Raw genomic sequence first — 20,108 nt, forward strand, 5'->3', positions numbered from 1 at the left:
TTACCCCTCGCGGGCGATTTCGCGCCAGCCGATGTCGCGGCGGCAGAAGCCATCGGCAAATTCGAGCGTATCGACCGCGGCATAGGCGGCATCGCGCGCGGCGCGCACGGTCTTGCCGCGCGCCGTCACGTTGAGCACGCGGCCGCCGCTGGAGATAAGCTGGCCATCGGCGCCCTGCGCGGTGCCGGCGTGGAACACCTTGGCGCCGCTCGCTTCGGCCGCCGCGATGCCGTCGATATGCCCGCCTTTTTTCGGCGTGCCGGGATAGCCCTGCGCGGCCATCACCACGGTCAGCGCGGGATCGCTGCTGAAGCGCGGCGGCTCCACGCTGGACAGGCGGTTTTCCGCGCAGGCCAGCAGCAGTTCCACCAGGTCGGTTTCCAGCCGCAGCATCAGCACCTGGCATTCCGGATCGCCGAAACGCGCATTATATTCGATCAGCTGCGGGCCCTTGGCGGTCAGCATCAGCCCGGCATAGAGCACGCCCGAATAAGGCGTGCCGGCATCCTGCATGGCTTTCACCGTCGGCACGATGATCTGCGCCATGGCCTGGGCTTCCAGCGCCGGGGTCAGCACGCGCGCCGGGCTATAGGCGCCCATACCGCCAGTGTTGGGGCCGGTGTCGCCATCGCCCACGCGCTTGTGATCCTGGGCGGAGGCAAGCGGCAGCACGGTGGCGCCGTCGGTCAGGGCAAAGAAGCTGGCTTCCTCGCCTTCGAGGAATTCTTCGACCACCACTTCGGCCCCGGCTTCGCCAAACTGCCCGTCGAACATGTCGTCCACCGCGGCGCGGGCTTCGTCCATGGTCATCGCCACGACCACGCCCTTGCCGGCAGCCAGGCCATCGGCCTTGATCACCACGGGCGCGCCGAACTGGTCGAGCGCGGCATGCGCATCGCCAGCGCTGGTGGCGCGGACATAGCCGGCGGTGGGAATGTTGGCCTTGGCGCAGAGATCCTTGGTAAAGCCCTTGGACCCTTCGAGCTGGGCTGCGGCCTTGCTTGGCCCGAACACCGGGATGCCTTCGCCGCGCAGCGAATCGGCCAGGCCATCGACCAGCGGCGCTTCCGGCCCGATCACCACCAGCCCGATGCGCTGCTCGGCGCAAAAGGCGATGACGGCGGCATGATCGGTGGCATCGAGCGCCACGAGTTGCGCGTCCTGCGCGATGCCGGGATTGCCGGGTGCCGCATAGAGCTTGCTGCACAGCGGGGATTGGGCCAGTTTCCAGGCCAGGGCATGTTCGCGCCCGCCCGAACCCAACAACAGGATATGCATGCCCTTCCCTTCCGCGCCTTCTGACGACGATGACTTTCGCAAGGACGGGCTCCTAGCGAGCGAACGCGCCGGCGACAACGCCCCGGCCCTGTCGATTTCCGAGATTTCTGCCCAACTCAAGCGCACGGTGGAAGACCGCTTCGGCTTCGTGCGCGTGCGCGGGGAGCTTTCGGGCGTGAAGCGCGCGGCTTCGGGCCACCTCTACATGTCGCTCAAGGATGAAGGTGCGCGGCTCGATGGCGTGATGTGGCGCGGCAATGCCCAGCGCCTGGGCTTTGTGCCCGAAGACGGCGTGGAAGTGATCGCCACGGGCAAACTGACGACCTATCCCGGCCGCTCGAACTACCAGATCGTGGTCGATCGCATGGAGATTGCCGGCGAAGGCGCGCTGCTCGCCCTGCTGGCCAAGACCAAGGCGCGGCTGGAGGCAGAGGGGCTGTTTTCGCCGCAGCGCAAGCGCGCGCTGCCGTTCCTGCCGCGCGTGATCGGGGTGGTCACCTCGCCCACCGGCGCGGTGATCCGCGACATTCTTCACCGCCTGTCCGATCGCTTTCCCAGCCATGTCGTGGTCTGGCCGGTGCTGGTCCAGGGCCAGGGCGCGGCGGCGCAGGTGGCCGCAGCGGTGCGCGGTTTTTCCGATCTGGCGCCGGGCGGCCCGGTGCCGCGCCCCGATGTGGTGATCGTGGCGCGCGGCGGTGGTTCGATCGAAGACTTGTGGAGCTTCAACGAGGAAGAGGTGGTGCGCGCTATCGCCGCCAGCACGATTCCCGTGATCAGCGCCGTGGGCCACGAGACCGACACCACCCTGGCCGATTTCGCGGCGGACCTGCGCGCGCCCACGCCCACGGCGGCGGCGGAGCTGGTCGTGCCGGTGCGCGCCGAATTGGCCGCGCAAGTCCATGAACTGCAGGCCCGGCGCGGCCGGGCGCTGGCCCGCCTGTTGGCCCATGCGCGCGAGCGGCTGGAGGTGCGCAGTCAGCGCCTGCCCAGCCCGCAAGCGCTGCTCAGCCCGCAAAGCCAGCGGCTGGACGACCTGTCGGATCGCCTGCGCCGCGCCCTCGTCCACCGCACCGAAATCGCTGCCGGCGTGCTCGCGCGCCACGGCGGCGCGCTGCGTCCGGCTTTGCTCACCCAGCGGCTGGACCGCGAGCGCGAACGATTGACGGCGCAGCGCCTGCGGCCCGAAGCGCTGTTGCAGCGGATCGAACATGCGCGCGGCCGGGTAGAGGCGCTCGACCGCCTGCGCCGCTCGCTCGATCCCGAGGCGCCGTTGCAGCGCGGCTATGTGCTGGTGACCGATCGCGATGGCCATGTGGTGAAAGACCGCGCCACCGCTGCCGCGCGCGCCGCGCTGACGCTGAAATTCGCCGATGGCATGCTCGATGTGACCACCGGCGATGCGCCGGCGCCGCTCACGGCTGCTGCGCGCTCTGCCAGCCGCCCGCGCAGCACGGCGGAAAGCGTCCAGCCCAAGCTGCTGTGATTTGCCAAGGCCGGTGGCAGCGCGTAAAACGGCGGCCATGTTGATGTCTCCCACTGGCCGCCTCGCCCGCCTGCACTATCTGCCCGGAACCTTTCGCCAGCTTTCGGCCGGTGACCACGTGATCTGCGCGGTCAGCGGCGTGCCGATCCAGCTCGACGCGCTGCGCTATTGGAGCGCCGAGTTGCAGGAAGCCTATGCCACCCCCGAAATAGCCACGCGGCGATTGCTGGGGCAGGCGGGCTGAGATGCCAGGGCTGACCCGCCGCGTGATCATGGCCGGCGGGTTGGGTGTGCTGGCCCTGCCGCGCGCGGGGCTGGCCCAACAAGCCGATGCCCAGGGGCCGCGCTGGCCAGCACGCCTGTCTCAAGGGGGCTGGCTGCGCGGGCAGGCCCCGGCCGGCGTGGTGGCGGTCGAACTGGATGGCACGCCTTTGCCGCTGGCCGAAGATCGCCAATTCTTCGTTGGATTTGACCGCGACGCTCCGGCCCAGGCCATGGTGACGCTGATCGACGCCGGCGGCCGGCGCACCACGGTCCCCTTTGCCATCACGCCGCGCGCCTGGCAGATCGAGCGCGTCGATGCGCCCTTGCGGCCGCCAGGCGTGCCCGATGCCGAATTCCTGGCCCTCCGCACGCAGGAACGCGCACAGATCGATGCCGCGCGGGCGCGGCGCACCTCCGCCCAGGGCTGGCGACAAGCCATGGTGCGTCCTGCACCTGGGCGCTTTTCCGGGCGCTTTGGATCGCAGCGGGTCTATCGCGGACAGCCTGGCGCCTATCACGGCGGGCTGGACATGGCCTCGCCAGCCGGAACGCCATTCGTGGCCCCGGCCGATGGTGTCGTCGTGCTGGCGGCGCAGGTGCCATTCAGCCTGGAAGGGCGGCTCCTGATGCTTGACCATGGCATGGGCCTGGGCAGCGCATTTCTGCATTGCAGCACGCACTTGGTGCGCGAAGGCGATCAGGTTGCGCAGGGCCAGCCGATCGGCACCGTCGGCATGACGGGGCGGGCCACCGGCCCTCACCTGCACTGGGCCCTGGCTTGGCAGGCAGGCAGCCTGCTGCGCCGGCTCGATCCGCTGCTATTCCTCGCCTGACGGGCTGCCAGCAGTTGCGACGGCGCTGATACAGGCGTGCCCAATCGTCTCACCTGAAATCGTCGATGGTTTCATTGGAAAATGACTGTTGCAGATGTGCACGTAATATTTCGACATTAAACTACTAAATTTCATGGGTTTGCAGATACTGTTGTCGCTTTGTCACACAGTGGTAGTCATTTATTTTGGCTCTGCACAATGCGCTTTCAAGGCGGCCCAAATCTCACAAGAAACCGGTCCATCGATCCCGGCACTCGTGGAACTTTGCTGTGGTTTGCCTGTCGCGGGCCATGGCATTGGAGTGTCGGGATTGTCGCTTTCGGCCGCTGCCCATGTGGCATCGGCCCCCAGAAGGGACATAGACCGTGAGCAAGACCACCCCGTCCATCTATTACGCTGGTGCAGCAGGCCTGGCCCTGGCGCTGGCTTCGCTGGCCAACCCGGCCATGGCGCAGGACGCCGCCGCGCCTGCCGCCGTTCCCGCCACTCCGGCTGCCGATACGCCTGCTGCCGACGCCGGCAGCGAGATCGTCGTGACCGGTTCGCGCATCGACCGTACCGACTTGGCCGCCTCCAGCCCGGTTTCGGTGATCAGCGCCGACACGCTCAAGACCGTCAACACCGTCACGGTCGAACAGATCCTGGCCGTGAACCCGCAGTTTGCCGCCGGCCTCAACGGCGCCAGCAACAACCCCGGCGATGGCTCGGCCACGCTCGACCTGCGCGGCCTCGGCTCCAAGCGCACGCTGGTGCTGGTCAACGGCAAGCGCCTGCCGGTCTATGACGCCACGGGTTCGGTCGACGTCAACCAGATCCCCACCGCGCTGATCAAGAACGTCCAGGTCCTCACCGGCGGCGCTTCGGCGGTCTATGGGTCCGACGCCATTTCGGGCGTGGTCAACTTCGTGCTGGACGACAAGTTCACCGGCCTCAAATTCGATGGCGGCGCCCAGGTCACCGGTTATGGCGATGGCGCGCAGTACGACGCCAGCCTGGTGGGCGGCTTCAACATCGGCGATCGCGGCCACCTGGTGCTGTCGGCCAACTATTCCAAGCGCGAAGGCGTGAAGTATTCCGCGCGCAGCTTCAGCAACAAGACGCTCTGCTCCGACGACCTGTCGGAAACCTGCGGCTCGTCGAACACCTCGCCGACCGCGTTCGACATCCCCGGTGCTTCGCGCCAGCAGGTGACGGCCTCGGGCGGCCTGACCAGCGATGTCGCTGGCTACAACTACAACCCGGTCAACTATGCGCAGACCCCGTTCGAGCGCTGGGGCGGCATGGCGCTGTGGAACTATGACGTGAGCGATCATGTCGAACTCTACGGCTGGGGTTCGTATCAGCACATCAAGACGGTGCAGACGCTGGCCCCCACGGCCACGGCGGGCTATTCGTTCAACATCTATTCCGACAACCCCTACCTGTCCGACGCGGAACGCACCGCGTTCTTCGACACGACCGCCAACCCCGATCTCCAGATCAATTCCGATGGCAGCTCCACCATCGGCATCCGCCGCCGCATCACCGAAACCGAAGGGCGCGTGGAACAGCACACCACCACCACCTGGCAGGCGCTGATGGGCCTGCGCGGCGATTTCTTCGACACCGGGTTCAAGTTCGACACCTCGGTGCAGTATGCCCAGGTGCACAAGCACACCCTGCTTGAAAACGATCTGTCCTACACCAAGCTGACCAACGCGATCGACGCCGTGTCCGACGGCAATGGCGGCGTGCAGTGCCGCAGCGCCTCGGCCCGGGCCGCCGGCTGCGTGCCGATCGACGTGTTCTCGGTCAATGGCATCACCAGCGATGCGCTGTCCTATGTGCTGGAAAACGCCACGCAGGATGACCGCACCACGCAGTTCGTGGCCGAAGGCAACCTGTCGGGCGACTTGAAGTTCCTGCAGAGCCCGTTCGCCGCTGCGCCGGCCGCGCTCGCCGTGGGGGCAACCTATCGCCGTGAAACCGCCGATACGCGGGTGAGCGACAACTATGCCTCGGGTGACCTGATCTATTACGGCCAGGGCTTCAACATCCCGAACAAGAGCTACAACGTCAAGGAAGCCTACGCCGAGTTCAAGATGCCGCTGGTGCAGGACAAGCCCGGCATCCAGGCACTCGATATCGAAGCCGGCTACCGCTATGCCGACTATTCGATCGCCGGTGGCGTTTCGGCCTACAAGTTCGGCGGCGACTATGCGCCGGTCGAAGGCCTGCGCTTCCGCGCCAACTTCCAGCGCTCGGTGCGCGCGCCCAACCTCTACGAACTCTACCTGCCGACCACGTCGGGCACCGGCAACCTGCAGACCGATCCCTGCGCGGGGGCCAACGTTGCCGCCTCGATCCAGACGCTGTGCATCGCGCAAGGCGCCACGCAAAGCGAACTGAACAAGGGCAGCATTCCCCAGCCCACCGCGGGCCAGGTCAACGCCTATTACGGCGGCAACGTCGATCTGAAGCCGGAAAAGTCCAACACGATCACGGTCGGCATGGTTGTCGAACCGCGCCGCGTGCCGGGCCTGTCGCTGACGCTGGACTATTACGACATCAAGATCGCCAACGCGATCACCTACACCTCGGCCACCACCGTGGTGAGCAAGTGCTTCGCTTCGGGCGACGTCAACAACGCCTATTGCCAGATGATCCACCGCAGCTCGATCGACGGTTCGCTCAGCGGCGATACCTCGGTGGGCGTGGAAACGCTGTATGACAACGTGGCGGTCATCCGCACGCGTGGCCTCGATTTCGGGCTGAACTTCCGCCGCGGTCGCCAGTCGGCGTTCCACTACGGGTTCAACTTCGCGGGCACCTACGTCATCAAGAACTACTCGGTGATCGACGGCGAAACCTATGAATGCGCGGGCAAGTTCGGCGCGCAGTGCGATACCCCCACGCCCAAGTGGAAGCACGTTGCCTCGCTCAACATTGGTTGGAAGAACCTGGATCTCACCACCCGCTGGCGCCTGATCGGTGCGGTGAAGGAAGACGAATACACCGACATCGAAAAGAGCCACATCCCGGCCTACAACTACTTCGACGAAACCGCGAATATCCGTGTCAACGACAAGTACACCTTCTCGCTCGGCATGCTGAACGTGTTCAACACCAAGCCGCCGATCGTGGGCGACACCAGCGGTGCCACCTCGGTGGCGGGCAGCACGTTCGCGACCGTCTATGACGTGATGGGCCGCACGTTCTTCGCGCGCGTGTCCGCCAACTTCTGACGGCAGCGGGCAAGCGGCCGGGCGCTGCGGCGCCGGGCTGCCGGGCAGCCGTTCGGCAATCAGGGGGCCGGGTCTTTTGACCCGGCCCTTTTTTCGTGCCTGCGGCGCGGGGGTTGTGCCGACCGGTTCGCGCGGCGCGGGTGCTGTCGTTCACGGCACGTCGCAAAGGGGCAAGATTCCGACACAGTTGAAACGAAATGTGGCTTTCAGGCCGCTTTGATTTGCATAAATTTCGCGCAGTTTCCCCTAGGTTGGTACCTATGTTGCTTCGTTGCAACATAGATGAAACGTTTTGAATCCTGCACTCAGAACCTGCTTTCAATTGCGACGAAAAATCTCGCACAAGGCAGCATCGATCCCGGCTTTCGTGGAACGCTGCATCGCCCTGCGCTTATGCCGGGCATGCTTTGGAAAGCCGGGATTGTCGCTCCTGGCAGCCCACCTGGTCGGCTGCCACCAGAAGGGACTGAACAGTGACCAAGCACAAGACCACCGCCTATCGCGCCGGTGCAGCAGGCTTCGCGCTTGCCATCGCCTCCTTGGCCGCACCGGCATTCGCGCAGGACGCCGCCGCTCCCGCCGATGCAGCTACCGCCGACGACTCCACCCCGATCATCGTGACCGGTACGCGCATCGAGCGCCCCGACCTTACCGCGTCGAGCCCCGTTTCGGTGATCAGCTCGGAATCGATCAAGTCGGTCAACACCGTTACGGTCGAACAGATACTGTCGGTCAACCCGCAGTTCGCGGGCGGCAGCACCGGCGCCAGCAACAACCCGGGTGACGGTTCGGCCACGCTCGACCTGCGCGGCCTGGGTTCGCAGCGCACGCTCGTCCTGCTCAATGGCAAGCGCCTGCCGCTCTATGACACGACCGGTTCGGTCGACGTCAACCAGATCCCGACCATCCTGCTCAAGGACGTCCAGGTCCTCACCGGCGGCGCTTCGGCGGTCTACGGTTCGGACGCCATCGCCGGCGTCGTCAACTTCGTGCTCGATGACAAGTTCACCGGCTTCAAGGTCGATGGCGGTTCGCAGATCACCGGCCATGGCGACGGCGCGTTCTACGACGGCAGCATCGCTGCTGGCTTCAACCTGGGCGATCGCGGCCACATCGTGATCGCGGGCAACTATTCGCAGCGCGACGGCGTCAAGTATGGCGCGCGCTCGTTCAGCAACAGCGTGCTTTGCTCGGACGACAACGTGTCGTTCTGCGGCTCGTCCAACACCACCCCGACCGCGTTCGACATTCCCGGCGCTGGTCGTCAGCAGATCACGGCTAACGGCACGCTCACGTCGAACGTCGTGGGCTACAACTACAACCCGGTGAACTATGCCCAGCTGCCCTTCCAGCGCTGGGGCGGCACCGCGCTGTTCAACTACAACATCACCGATGGCGTTGAACTCTATGGCTGGGGTTCGTATCAGCACACCAAGGTGATCACCACCCTGGCGCCCACCGCCACGGCTGGTTTCTCGTTCAACATCGATCCCACCAACCCGCTGCTGACTGCGGCAGAACGCGATGCGTTCTTCAACACGGCCGCAAACCCGGATCTGGTGATCAATTCGGACGGCACCTCCACCGTGGGTATCCGCCGCCGCATCACCGAAACCGGTGGCCGCATCGAGGAACACCGCAGCGACACCTGGCAGGTCCTGGCCGGCCTGCGCGGGGATCTGGGCAGCAGCCTGAAGTGGGATGCTTCGGTCCAGTACGCCGAAGTGCACAAGCACCAGATCCTGCGCAACGACCTTTCCTATACCGCGCTGACCGAAGCACTGGACGTCATCGCCGATGCCAACGGCAACGCCATCTGCCGCAGCGCCAGCGCGCGGGCCAATGGCTGCTTGCCGCTCAACGTGTTCACTGTCGGCACGCTGCCGCAGAACGCGCTGTCGTATGTCCTGCGCAACGCAACCCAGGACAACAAGACCAGCCAGTTCGTGGCCGAAGCCAGCATTTCGGGTGACCTCGGCTTCCTGACCAGCCCGCTGGCCAACAAGCCGGCCGCGTTCTCGATCGGTGCCGACTATCGTCGTGAAACGGCCGATACCGACGTTGACGATGCCTATGCTTCGGGCGACCTGATCTATTACGGTCAGGGTTTCGACATTCGCAACAAGAGCTACAACGTCAAGGAAGCCTACGTCGAATTCAAGATGCCGCTGGTGCAGGAAAAGCCCCTGTTCCAGGCTCTCGACGTCGAAGCCGGCTACCGTATCTCTGACTACTCGACCTCGGGTCGCGTGTCGTCGTACAAGTTCGGCGGTGACTGGGCTCCGGTGCAGGGTCTGAAGTTCCGCGCGAACTTCCAGCACTCCGTGCGCGCGCCGAACCTCTATGAACTGTACCTGCCGATCACGCCGGGCACCGGCAGCCTCGGCACCGATCCCTGCGCTGGCGCCAACGTTGACGCCACCACCGCAGCGATCTGCGTCGCGCAGGGCGCCAAGCAGAGCCAGATCGGCAGCATTCCGCAGCCCATCGCCGGCCAGGTCAACGCGTTCTTCGGCGGCAACCCCGATCTGAAGGCTGAAAAGTCGAACACCTTCACCGTTGGTGCCGTGGTCGAACCGGTCCGTGGCCTTTCGCTGACGGTCGACTACTACAACATCAAGATCAAGGACGCGATCTACACCGCGACGATCTCGCAGATCATCTCGCAGTGCTTCGATACCGATCGCAACGCTTCGTCGGCAGCCTGCTCGAGCATCAAGCGCAACCCGCTTGACGGTTCGCTCAGCGGCAACATCACCTATGGTGTTCCCTCGACCTACGCCAACATCGGTTCGATCGTGGCGCGTGGTATCGACGTTGGCTTTGCCTACGCGCACGGCCCGCGTGCTGGCTTCCACTACAGCTTCACCTTCAACGGCACCTACCAGATCAAGAACAACAACGAGATCAACGGTGTCCTGACGGAATGCGCTGGCAAGTTCGGGGCTGACTGCGACAATCCGACGCCCAAGTGGAAGCATGTTGCGACCCTCGGCTTCGGCTTCCAGAAGGTGGACTTCACCACCCGCTGGCGCCTGATCGGTGCGAGCACCGAAGACGCCTCGACCGACATCCTGACCAGCCGTATCCCGGTGGTGAACTACTTCGATGAAACGGTGAACATCCGCGCCACCGACAAGTTCACCTTCACGCTCGGCGTGCTCAACGTCTTCAACAAGACGCCGCCGATCGTCGGTGACACCAGCGGCGCCACCTCGGTGGCAGGCAGCACGTTCCCGGTTATCTACGATATCCTGGGCCGCAGCTTCTTTGCCCGCGTGACCGCGAACTTCTGATCCGGTCCACCGCAGAAAAATCGGGGGTCAGCCGCAAGGCTGGCCCCCTTTTTTGTGCCGGTGGTTCGTAACCCCGCCAATGCTGCAGAGCCGCACGAGCGGCATTCAGCCTCCACAGCGTGGCACCCCAAGAGGCGGCCACGTTACCGGGCCCAGCGGGCAGGACAGCCCGCCTCCCTGCAAGGCACAAAAAAGGCGCGGCCATTATAGGCCGCGCCCTTTTTGGTTTTTTGCTGCGCTGGATCTCAGCGGTAAAACACGTGCCCTTCGATGCGGCCCACTTTGGTGCGGCCCTTCATCGGGCTGCTGGCGGCATGAAAGAACAGGGCGCCGGGAACCGGATCCTCGGCTTGGCCGTTAAGGACTTGCGTGGCGATGGCCACGGCTTCGCGCCACTGGTCGGTGTCGCGCGGCGGGTTGTAGGCGTCGACGTTGAAGAATTGGCCGGGCTGGCGCACCACGGCGCACGGCTCTGTGGCGAAACGGGCATCGCGCGTACGCGCGCGGATGACCTGGGCCACGGCGGCGCGGCCGCGGCGGGGTTGGTTGCCGGCTTCGTGGACGATGACCTTGGCCATGCATTCGACCTGTCGCGGGTCGGCAGTGGGCTGCAAGGTGGCTTGGTTGTAAACCAAGGGCGAGTCGGTCTGGGCCGACTGGTCTGCACCGGGCAAGGCGGGCAGGACGACTGCGGGTTGCATCGCGGCGGTTTGAAGGTCGGCCGGGTTGGCCGCAACCGCAGGCGCGGAAAACTGCAGCGCAGCCAGGAACGCGGCTGCGGAAAGAACACAAGCTATTTTGCCAAAAGCACTTCTGGACATTCCAAGGCATCACACGGGCGCAAGGTCGCCAAGTCACACGCGCGATAAAAACCCAAATCGAAAAGCGCGTGCGGGCTTCCCCACGTCTCGCCACTGGCCAGGGCCCCGGGCCCGAATTGGCCCCTCCCCCCGACAAGTCGGCTGAACGAAGGCGCCCCCCGTGGCCGCTTGGGGGCGATGTGTCAATCATGTTGCGTTCATGTGGCGGGTGCCTGCGCCCGGTTGCAGCCTTCCGGCCACATCGGGTGTTTCCCCGATAAGGCCCGTCGCTGGTGCACCGCCGCGACGCCGCGCGATCGGACAAACTGCCCCGTTGCTCGCTCGGGTCCTTGGGCCTAGCTAGGGTGGCATGATCGCCAGCTATCCCCAAGCCCGCCTGCGCCGCACCCGTGCCACCGCCTGGAGCCGCGCCCTGCACCGCGAAGTGCTGATCACCCCGGCTGACCTGATCTGGCCGCTGTTCGTCACCGAAGGCAGCGGCGTGGAAGCGCCGATCGCCTCGTTACCGGGCGTGTCGCGCTGGTCGGTCGATGGCATCGTGGCGCGTGCCAGGGAAGCGGTGGACCTTGGTATTCCCTGCCTGGCGCTGTTTCCCAATACCCAGGCCGAGCGGCGCAGCGACGATGGCGCGGAAGCGCTCAACCCCGACAACCTGATGTGCCGCGCGATCCGTGCGATCCGCGATGCCTGTGGCGATACCATCGGCATTCTCACCGACGTGGCGCTCGATCCCTATACCAGCCATGGCCAGGACGGGCTGGTCAACGCCGCCGGCTATGTGGAGAACGATGCCACGGTGGAGGTGCTGGTGGGGCAGAGCCTCAACCAGGCCGCGGCCGGGGCCGATATCATCGCCCCGTCCGACATGATGGACGGGCGCATCGGCGCGATCCGCGATGCGCTGGAAAGCCACGGCTACGTCAACGTGCAGATCATGTCCTACGCGGCCAAGTATGCCTCCGCCTTCTATGGCCCGTTCCGCGATGCGGTGGGGTCGCGCGGGCTGCTCAAGGGCGACAAGAAGACCTACCAGATGGACCCTGGCAATGCCGAGGAAGCGCTGCGCGAAGTGGAGCTGGACCTGGCCGAGGGCGCCGACAGCGTGATGGTCAAGCCTGGGCTGCCCTACCTGGACATTGCGGTGCGGGTGAAGGAAGCCTTCGGCGTGCCGGTCTTCGCCTATCAGGTCAGCGGCGAATACGCGATGATCGAGGCAGCGGTGGCCGCCGGCGCGGGCGAGCGCGACGCGCTCGTGCTGGAAACCCTGCTGGCGTTCAAGCGCGCGGGCTGTTCGGGCGTGCTGACCTATCACGCCGCCCATGCGGCGCGCCTGCTGGGAGCCTGAACGCGCCATGACCTTTCGCCCCGACGTCACGATCCTGCCGCTGCATGGCAAGACGCCGCAGATCCACCCCACGGCGTTCATTGCGCCCGGTTGCCGCATCATCGGCGATGTCACCATCGATGAAGGCGCGTCGATCTGGTACAATTGCGTGATCCGGGCCGACGTCAACCGCGTGGTCATAGGCGCGCGCAGCAATGTGCAGGATGGCACGGTGATCCATTGCGACAGCCCGAAGCCGGGCCGGCCCGAAGGCTTTCCTACCCTGATCGGGGAGGATGTCCTGATCGGCCACCTGGCCATGGTTCACGGCTGCATCCTGCACGATCGGGCTTTCGTGGGGCTGGGCGCCATCGTCATGGACGGCGCGGTGATCGAAAGCGATGGCATGCTGGCCGCCGGCGCCATGCTCACGCCGGGCAAGCGCCTTCCTGCGCGCCAGTTGTGGAGCGGCCGCCCCGCCGCCTTCATGCGCGAATTGAACGATGCCGCCCTGGCCGACATGCAGCGCGGCGTGGCGCACTATGTCGAAAACGGCCAGGCCCATGCCGCTGCCGTGGCGCAGGCTTGCCATGGCGCGGCCGCGGATTGAACTGCCGCCGCCGGCCGCTTTGCGCGCGCTGGCCGATGCGGAAGGGCGCCTGGCGCTGCGCGTCACCCCCGGTGCGCGCGCCGAAAGCCTGGGCATCGAGGATGGGCGCGTGCTGGTCAAAGTGCGGGCCAAACCCGAGGATGGCAAGGCAACCGCCGCGGTGATCGATCTGGTGGCCCAGGCGCTGGGCGTGGCCGCGTCGCGCGTGGAACTGTTGCGCGGCGCAACTTCGCGCGAAAAGCTGGTCAGGCTTCCGCCGGAAGCCTGACTGCCACGGCTGCCATGATCATGGCCCAGGCTGCGCCGATCCACAGGCAGCCCAATGGCAGGCGATCCTGCAGGAACGCTCCCACCACGGCGCCGGCGAGCAATCCGGCCCACAGCAGCGCCCAGGGCCGCCATTCGGCGCGGGTTCCGGCGATCTCGCGCGCCAGGCCCTGGCCCAGCTTGACCAGGGCGCCGGTCATATAGGTCAATCCCACGGCCACTTCGCCATCGCGCAGGAACGTGTTGTTGAGCGCGCCCATGGCCAGCACCAGGCCAGCCAGCATCGCCCCGTGCAGGCCCACCGCACGCGCACCCGCTGCTCCCAGCAGGCAGAGCGCCACGAGTGCCAGCACTGCCAGCTTGCGCCGCGTGCCGGCCTTGAGCGCAGCCAGGGCACCCAGCGTGACGCCTGCGACGAAGCCACCGATCAACAGCGCCGGCATCGCCGCGCGCGGCACATCGGTCCCCAGCGCCACGCCCAGCCGCGTGGTGTTGCCCGACATGAACGAGACGAAATAGCCATCGGCCGACAGAAAGCCCACGGCATCGATGAAGCCGGCCATTGCGGCCAGGGCAATGGCAAAACGGCGGCGGGCACGATCCATGCGGTCCATGGGTTGCAGACTATGGCGTAGCGGCGAAAAGGGAAGGGCGGATCAGTCGCGCGCGCCAGCCGGCGCCTCGCCACGCGCACCATCGGCCCAGCGTTCCACGCCATCGACCACGGTGTTGAGGCCCCAGCGCCCGGCCGTGTCGTGCCAGGTGTCGGCGGCCATCACGATCGGCGCGGTCAGGTCGTTAGGCGGCAGTTGGTTGGCCCAGTTGGCCAGGGCGTGGGAATTGCACAGCACCAGCGCCAGGCTGCTGCTGGCGAGCACGCCCCAGGCCCAGCGCCAGCCAGTCTGCAGCGCGGGATCGGCCTCTTGGTCCAGATCGATGGGCGATTCGCCCCAGGGCAGTCCGTCATCCATGCGCCAACCCCTAGAACTGGAAATAGATGAAAGGCGCGATCCCGCCGCCGCGCAAGCCTTCGACGACCAGCAGCACCAAGGTGCCGACCAGGCCCACGGCCCAGCCGGGCAGCACGGCCAGCGCCTGGGCGGCGCGCTGCACCGCGTGGCGCGGGCCGAAATGGCAGGCCATGCCCAACGCCATCAGGGCCAAGACCCAGGGTGTGGCAAGCGGCGCGCCGCCGCCCGTGCCAGCCACCATGCCGCGCAGGAACGCGATCGCGCCGGAAAACTCGCTGCACCGGAAGAAAATCCAACCCAGCGCCACGATGTGAAAGGTGATCACCGTGCCAGCCCAAGCGGGCAGGATTGGCCAGCCGGCCGGGCGGGCGCGCTGCCACAACCGTTCGGCCACCAGCACCCCACCGTGCAGCGCGCCCCAGATCACGAAGTTCCAGCTCGCCCCGTGCCACAGCCCGCCCAGAACCATCGTGCCGAACAGGGCCAGGCAGGTGCGCCACAGCGCCTGGCGCGATCCACCGAATGCGCCGATATAGAGATAGTCGCGCAGCCAGCTCGACAGGCTGATGTGCCAGCGGCGCCAGAAATCCTGCAAGGATGCAGCGCGATAGGGCTGGTCGAAATTGCGCGGAAAGCGAAAGCCCAGTAGCCCGGCCAAGCCGATCGCCATATCCGTGTAGGCAGAAAAATCACAGTAGATCTGAACCGCATAGCCATAGGCAGCGAGCACCAGCTCCAGCGCCGAATGGCCCGCCGGATCGGCAAACACCGGATCGACCAGATGGACCGAAATGTCGTTGGCGATCACCGCCTTCTTTACCGTGCCCCACAGGATCAGGATGAGGCAGGCCGCCGCTTCCTGCCGCCCCAGGCGGGGCGGATGGCGCAATTGCGGCAGCAGGTGGCTGGGCCGCACGATCGGGCCGGCCACCAGGTGCGGGAAAAAGCTCATCAGCAGCGTCAGGTCGAGCAGGCGCGCCGGCCGCGTGCGGCCGTTGTACACGTCGATCACATAGCTCAGGCCCTGGAACGTGAAGAACGAGATGCCAACCGGCAGGATGATCGCCTGCGCCAGCGACACGCCGGCGAGATCGGCCAGGAATCCGGCATACTTGAACCAGCCCAGCACCGCCAGATTGCCCAGGATCGCCAACCACAGCGCCACGAGGCGCGGCGCCCGGCCCCACCCCTGCGCGTTGCCGCGCGCGATAATTCGCGCAAACAGCCAGTTCCACGCCGAGCTGGCAATCAGCAGGGCAACGAAGCGCGCGTCCCACAGGCCGTAGAACAGCCACGAGGCGAGCAGCAGCATGATCACGCGCCAATCCCGCGTGCGCGCCATCAGGCGGTTGAGGGCAAAGACCGCCAGGAAAAAGACATGGAAGGCCAGCGTGGGAAACAGCACGGGCGGCGGCTCAACGCACCGGCGGCAGGCGGGCGGGTGGCAGGGAGGCGGCCGCTGCAAACAGGTCTGCCGCCAGGCCCGCGCCGATCAGGCGCCCGCCTTCGCGGGTAAAATGCACATGGTCGCCGCGTTGCAGGCCCTGTGCCACCCAGGCCATGGTGGTGCAGGGGCCACCCATCGCCCCTTGCCAGTCCCAGAAGGCCAGGCCCAGCGTGGTGGCCAGCCGCCGCTCCAGCGCGCGCATCTGCGCCAGGTGGCCGGGCACGGACCAGCCACCGCCGCAGACCTGCGTTTCGGGCAGGGCGGGCAGGGCCACGGCCGGGCGATTGCTGGCCGCATCGGGCGGTCCCACCAGCAGGATCGGCACATTGGCCCCGGCCATTGCGCGCACCCGCGCCACGGCGGTGCGCACCACCGCTTCGGTCTCGGCCAGGCCCAGCGCGGGATCGAACCCTTCGTTGGTGCCAAACGCCAGGATCACCAGGTCGGGGCGCGCTGCGGCCAGTTCGGCCCCGGCCACGGCATCGTCTGCCCGCGCCAGATGCATGGCGCGCGCGCCCACCACGCCCAAGTTGGCCACGATCGCGCCGGGCGTGCCGGTGCGGGTTTCCCAGGCGGTGAGGCTGACCGTGCGGGTATCGAGCGTCGCGACCATGGCCTGCGTCACCGGGGTGGGCGATGTGCGCACAAAGCAGGCCGCACCCGGCGTGTGCGCGGAAAAGCTGATCGGTTCGGCCGGCACGCCATCGAACGTGACCGTCACCGCGCCGGCATCGGGGCCGGTCAACCCGCACAAGGTAAAGCGGGTAAACCGCGTGGCGGGCATGTCGGCAGACAGCGTCATCGTGGCGGCCGGCATCGTGGTGGTCTGGGTAAAGCCCGAAAAGCCCAGCAGTGCGCCATCGGCATGGCGCTGTGGCCCGAACAGGCTGTTGCCCTGCCATTCCGCACTTTGTCGCGCGGTCACGCCCCACGACAAATAGCCCTGATAGGGCTTGCCGGCGGGCATCATGCCGCGCCCGGCATTGCCCAGCCGCGCCTGCAACGCGGCGCGCAGGCCCTGGCTGACCATGTCGCCGGCCGTGTGGCTGTCACCGATCTGCACGATCGAAAGCACGCCCGCGCCCGTCGCGCTGGCTGGGGCATTGGGCGCCAGGCGCGCCAGGAACGGAGCAATGGCGGCGGCATTGCCCAGCTGCCCCGGTACGGCGGCGGTGATGACAGCTGCCGTGGGCGCGGCGGCCAGCGGCGGCGTCAGATCGACCGGCGCGTTCTGGGCCAGAACTGGCGGACACGACAGTGCAGACAGGGCCAGCCCGGCGCACAAGGACAGGCGGTGGCTCATCGGCGCGTTCCTCGAGGTGGGGTGGCAGCAGGCTTGCTGTCGGGGCCATTGCTGGGTGCCGTGCTCGGTTTGCTGTCCGGCTTGGCATCGGGCTTGGGATCGGATTTCGCTTCGGCCTTGGCCGCCGGCTTGGCGGGGGCTGTGGATGAATCCGTGGAAGACCCTGTGGGCCGGTGTGTGGGCAAGTGTGTGGGCAAGTCTGTGGGCTTGCCGCCATCATCGGGCTTGGGCGCATCGCTGGCGGGGCGCTTGTGGCGCGGCGGCGTTGCCGGATGGTCTGCTGGTGGCGCCAGGCTGGGCTGCGCCGAAGGGGTGGCCGCCTTGGGCGCGGGCGGGGCCAGCAGGGCCAGGATCGGCTGCACCACCGGCCGGCTGATCACTTCATAGCCATGGAACGTCATGTGCTTGCCATCGTTGGCGCGCGCCAGATAGCTGGTTCCGGTGGCCGGATCGGTCAGCCGCAGGGCAAAGCGGTGCTGGCGATCCTCGCTCACCGGCACGGCATTGGCAAAGGGCACGCCCAGCCGGCAGGTGACCTTGGCGAAAAAGCCGTTCATCGCCTGGATGTCGCGGTCGAATTCGGGGTCGCGCATGCGCGGCAGGCCCACCCAGCCCACCGCGACGCCGCGTTGTTGCAGCATGCGCACCAGCGCGGTCACGCGCCCGTCGATCGTCTCCTGCCAGGCCGCGCTCATGTAAGGCGCGGCATGGCCGCCCACGAACAGGCCCTGGGTGTCGTTGGCGCCGATGCTGATCAGCGCCACGTCGATCGGCTGGGCGGCCACCCGATCCTTGGCGTCCTGCAGCAGGTCGCGGGTGCGATAGCGGGTAAAGCCGGTGCCTTCGTGGCTGAACTGGTGAACCTTGACGTCAGGGAACTTGCGAAACGCCTGGTCGGTGGCGGCCCACAGCCCGTCACCGAACGAATCGCCGAACACGCCGATGTGCAGCGGCCGATGTGCGGCCAGCGCTGCGGCCACGCGCGGCCCCTTGGGAAACAGGCCGCCACAGCCGGGCGCCATGACCGGCGGAGTGGCCGCCGCTGGCGCGTCGTTGGACGTGGCCGGGATTTCCGCGACAGGCCCGGGGGCATCCCAGCCGGGCAGCGCTTGCCAGGGTTTTCCCCCGGTGCGGAATGACAGGCCCAGCACCGCGCCCACGGCAATGCCGATGAACAGGACCGCCCCGCGATCCAGCACCATGATCCACCTGCGCTTACCCAACGAAACCGTCCCGCCTTTCTTCCGCCGCTCCTATGGAGGGCGGGCAGGGGCGTCAACGCCTTCGCGCCAGTTCGACCGGTCGCCAACGACCGGTGCCGGGGGTCAGCGCGCCGGGCCTGGCCGCAGCGCCATGAAGGCGTTGAGGCGGGCGCGATAGGCCGCCAGTTGCGCCGGATCGACGCTGCGCGTGCGGGCGATCATGCTGATCGAGGAGGGATCGACCACCTGCCCACCGCGATAGAGTTCGTAGTGCAGGTGCGGCCCGGTCGAAAGCCCGGTGGAACCGACATAGCCGATCACTTGCCCGCGCACCACGTGGGTGCCCGGTGACACGGCAATGCGGCTCATGTGGCCATAGCCGGTGCCGATGCCCCCGCCGTGGTCCAGCCGCACATATTCGCCATGCCCGCCATGCCAGCCGGCAAAAGTGACGGTGCCATCGCTGACCGCGTGGATCGGTGCGCCCCAGGCCGCGCCGAAATCGATGCCAGCATGCAGGCGCACATAGCCCAGGATGGGATGGCGCCGCCAGCCAAAGCCCGATGTCACGTGCCCGTCCACGGGTGCGGCGAGCAGGCCCGAACCGTCGCCCTGGGTCGTGCCCTTCATCGCTTCGGGGCTCATGAATTCGCCCTGGTTGCCCCAGCGCAGCAATTGCGCGCGCGGCTGCCCGCCGCGCCGCACCCCGGCATAGAGCAAGTCGCCCATCTGCCCTTCGCCGTCGGCGGCGCGCTTGTAGGATACCACCAGGTCGAATTCGTCGGTGGGGGCAATGTCCTCGAACGGCAGCACGGTGTCGATCGTGCGCAGATAGTCCTGCACGGCCTGCGGGCTGGCGCCGGCGGCGCGGGCCGAACGATAGAGGCTGCTGCCGACTATGCCGGTCAGGCGCATCGGCGTGGTATCCACCGGGATCGCGCGCTGGCGCAGGGCAAGGCTGCCGCCCTGGCGCACGATGTCGATCGCCAGGTCGAACCGCGCGCGCACGCTCAGCCGGTCGAGCGGGCGGGGATCGAGCGGCCCGGCATGGGCGCCCAGCGTCATCTGGAAGCGCGTGCCCGGCGCCAGTTGTTCAGGCGGAACGGCGCGGGCGATCAGGCTGGCGGCCTGCGCCGCATCGCTCATCGCCAGGCCGGATCGTTGCAGCATGCGCGCCAGGCTGTCGTTCTCGCCCAGCGTGGCGGTCATGGTGATGCTCGGCCGCTCGGGCGCGGCGGCGAGATGGGTGATCAGCGACGTCGCGGCGAAATGGCGGCCATTGCCAGCGCCTTGGGCCAGCGGGCGAATACCTTGCGCGGCAAATTCCTGTGCCATGCCATCGTCCAGCGCCTGCAGCGGTGCGGCCTGCAGCGGGGCAAAGCTGGGCCATAGTGCCAGGGCGGCGGCGGCCAGCGTTGCGCAGGTGGCGGCGCCATGCAGCCAGCGGCGGCTGCCGATATCCTGCGCCAGGTCGTGCACATGCAGCCAGCGTGCCGCGGCGCGTTCCATACGCAGGCAGGCCGCCAGCCAGCGCCGTGCCACGGGATGGTGGGATTGGCGCCAGTCGGGCAGGGGTGCGGCCGGCGGCGCGGGGGGCGTTGGGGCGATGATCGGCGTGCGCCGCGTGCCAAAGCCGCCAGCGCGCGCGAATCCGCCGCCACCCATGCCGGTGCCAAAGCTGCCGAATGTCTCGCGTGGGCCGTGCACGCCCGGATGATCCCTTCGTAAAACCCCTTTGTCCTCCCTGCCGCATGACGGTTAACGCCCCGTAAAGTGGGACGCCGG

The 20,108-nt window shown here is 67.1% G+C and carries 17 protein-coding genes; 9 read left to right on the top strand and 8 right to left on the bottom strand.

What is annotated here, in order from left to right:
- A complete protein-coding gene (purD, locus tag R9J51_RS03620) occupies positions 1-1,278 on the bottom strand; it encodes a phosphoribosylamine--glycine ligase (RefSeq protein WP_179505893.1) in 1,278 nt (425 codons plus the stop codon).
- Between purD and xseA the strand changes: the two genes are divergently transcribed.
- The 6 genes from xseA (at position 1,277) to R9J51_RS03650 (ending at position 10,378) form a co-directional block, all read left to right on the top strand.
- Entirely contained in the window at positions 1,277-2,761 is a 1,485-nt protein-coding gene (xseA, locus tag R9J51_RS03625) for an exodeoxyribonuclease VII large subunit (RefSeq protein WP_179505894.1), read from the top strand. The two genes, purD and xseA, sit on opposite strands and share 2 nt — an antisense overlap.
- A 37-nt stretch (positions 2,762-2,798) precedes the next feature.
- Positions 2,799-3,005, top strand: coding sequence for a DUF2093 domain-containing protein (locus R9J51_RS03630; RefSeq protein ID WP_179505895.1), 207 nt, complete (start codon positions 2,799-2,801; stop codon positions 3,003-3,005).
- 1 nt (position 3,006) lies between these two features.
- On the top strand, positions 3,007-3,858 hold the full coding sequence (locus tag R9J51_RS03635; RefSeq protein ID WP_432787814.1) for a M23 family metallopeptidase: 852 nt from the start codon (positions 3,007-3,009) through the stop codon (positions 3,856-3,858).
- Positions 3,859-4,223: 365 nt separating this feature from the next.
- Entirely contained in the window at positions 4,224-7,082 is a 2,859-nt protein-coding gene (locus R9J51_RS03640) for a TonB-dependent receptor domain-containing protein (RefSeq protein WP_432787815.1), read from the top strand.
- Positions 7,083-7,364: 282 nt separating this feature from the next.
- A complete protein-coding gene (locus R9J51_RS03645) occupies positions 7,365-7,559 on the top strand; it encodes a hypothetical protein (RefSeq protein WP_168555753.1) in 195 nt (64 codons plus the stop codon).
- Positions 7,556-10,378 (top strand): TonB-dependent receptor domain-containing protein, encoded by a 2,823-nt coding sequence (locus R9J51_RS03650; RefSeq protein ID WP_169475685.1) that lies wholly within the window; start codon positions 7,556-7,558, stop codon positions 10,376-10,378. Before R9J51_RS03645 ends, R9J51_RS03650 begins: the two co-directional genes overlap by 4 nt.
- Positions 10,379-10,623: 245 nt before the next feature.
- Here R9J51_RS03650 and R9J51_RS03655 read toward each other — a convergent pair whose 3' ends face one another.
- Positions 10,624-11,079 carry a cell wall hydrolase gene (locus R9J51_RS03655; protein ID WP_179505896.1) on the bottom strand — a complete coding sequence of 152 codons (456 nt, stop codon included), beginning with the start codon at positions 11,077-11,079 and terminating at the stop codon, positions 10,624-10,626.
- 469 nt (positions 11,080-11,548) lie between these two features.
- Between R9J51_RS03655 and hemB the strand changes: the two genes are divergently transcribed.
- Genes hemB through R9J51_RS03670 form a run of 3 tightly spaced genes read left to right on the top strand, consistent with a single transcriptional unit; the run spans position 11,549 to position 13,401 of the window.
- The gene (hemB, locus tag R9J51_RS03660) at positions 11,549-12,544 is read left to right on the top strand and encodes a porphobilinogen synthase (protein WP_179505897.1); all 996 of its coding nucleotides are present in this window, start codon (positions 11,549-11,551) and stop codon (positions 12,542-12,544) included.
- A gap of 7 nt (positions 12,545-12,551) precedes the next feature.
- A complete protein-coding gene (locus R9J51_RS03665) occupies positions 12,552-13,133 on the top strand; it encodes a gamma carbonic anhydrase family protein (RefSeq protein WP_179505898.1) in 582 nt (193 codons plus the stop codon).
- Positions 13,114-13,401 (top strand): DUF167 domain-containing protein, encoded by a 288-nt coding sequence (locus R9J51_RS03670; RefSeq protein ID WP_169475681.1) that lies wholly within the window; start codon positions 13,114-13,116, stop codon positions 13,399-13,401. The genes R9J51_RS03665 and R9J51_RS03670 overlap by 20 nt, the downstream gene beginning before the upstream one ends.
- Here the strand turns inward: R9J51_RS03670 and R9J51_RS03675 are convergent.
- The 6 genes from R9J51_RS03675 to R9J51_RS03700 all read right to left on the bottom strand — a co-directional run bounded on the left by R9J51_RS03675 (position 13,379) and on the right by R9J51_RS03700 (position 20,030).
- Entirely contained in the window at positions 13,379-14,005 is a 627-nt protein-coding gene (locus R9J51_RS03675) for a YoaK family protein (protein ID WP_432787816.1), read from the bottom strand. The genes R9J51_RS03670 and R9J51_RS03675 overlap by 23 nt on opposite strands.
- A 51-nt stretch (positions 14,006-14,056) precedes the next feature.
- Positions 14,057-14,371, bottom strand: a complete 315-nt coding sequence (locus R9J51_RS03680; RefSeq protein ID WP_169475679.1) for a hypothetical protein — start codon at positions 14,369-14,371, stop codon at positions 14,057-14,059.
- Positions 14,372-14,381: 10 nt separating this feature from the next.
- Positions 14,382-15,776, bottom strand: coding sequence for an MBOAT family protein (locus tag R9J51_RS03685; protein WP_179505899.1), 1,395 nt, complete (start codon positions 15,774-15,776; stop codon positions 14,382-14,384).
- 10 nt (positions 15,777-15,786) lie between these two features.
- The gene (locus tag R9J51_RS03690; RefSeq protein WP_179505900.1) at positions 15,787-17,121 is read right to left on the bottom strand and encodes a GDSL-type esterase/lipase family protein; all 1,335 of its coding nucleotides are present in this window, start codon (positions 17,119-17,121) and stop codon (positions 15,787-15,789) included.
- On the bottom strand, positions 17,118-18,344 hold the full coding sequence (locus R9J51_RS03695; RefSeq protein WP_179505901.1) for a GDSL-type esterase/lipase family protein: 1,227 nt from the start codon (positions 18,342-18,344) through the stop codon (positions 17,118-17,120). Before R9J51_RS03695 ends, R9J51_RS03690 begins: the two co-directional genes overlap by 4 nt.
- A 102-nt stretch (positions 18,345-18,446) precedes the next feature.
- The gene (locus tag R9J51_RS03700) at positions 18,447-20,030 is read right to left on the bottom strand and encodes a M23 family metallopeptidase (RefSeq protein WP_432787817.1); all 1,584 of its coding nucleotides are present in this window, start codon (positions 20,028-20,030) and stop codon (positions 18,447-18,449) included.
- Positions 20,031-20,108: the final 78 nt, after the last annotated feature.

This window comes from Novosphingobium rhizosphaerae (assembly GCF_050920675.1).
Classification (GTDB): domain Bacteria; phylum Pseudomonadota; class Alphaproteobacteria; order Sphingomonadales; family Sphingomonadaceae; genus Novosphingobium; species Novosphingobium rhizosphaerae.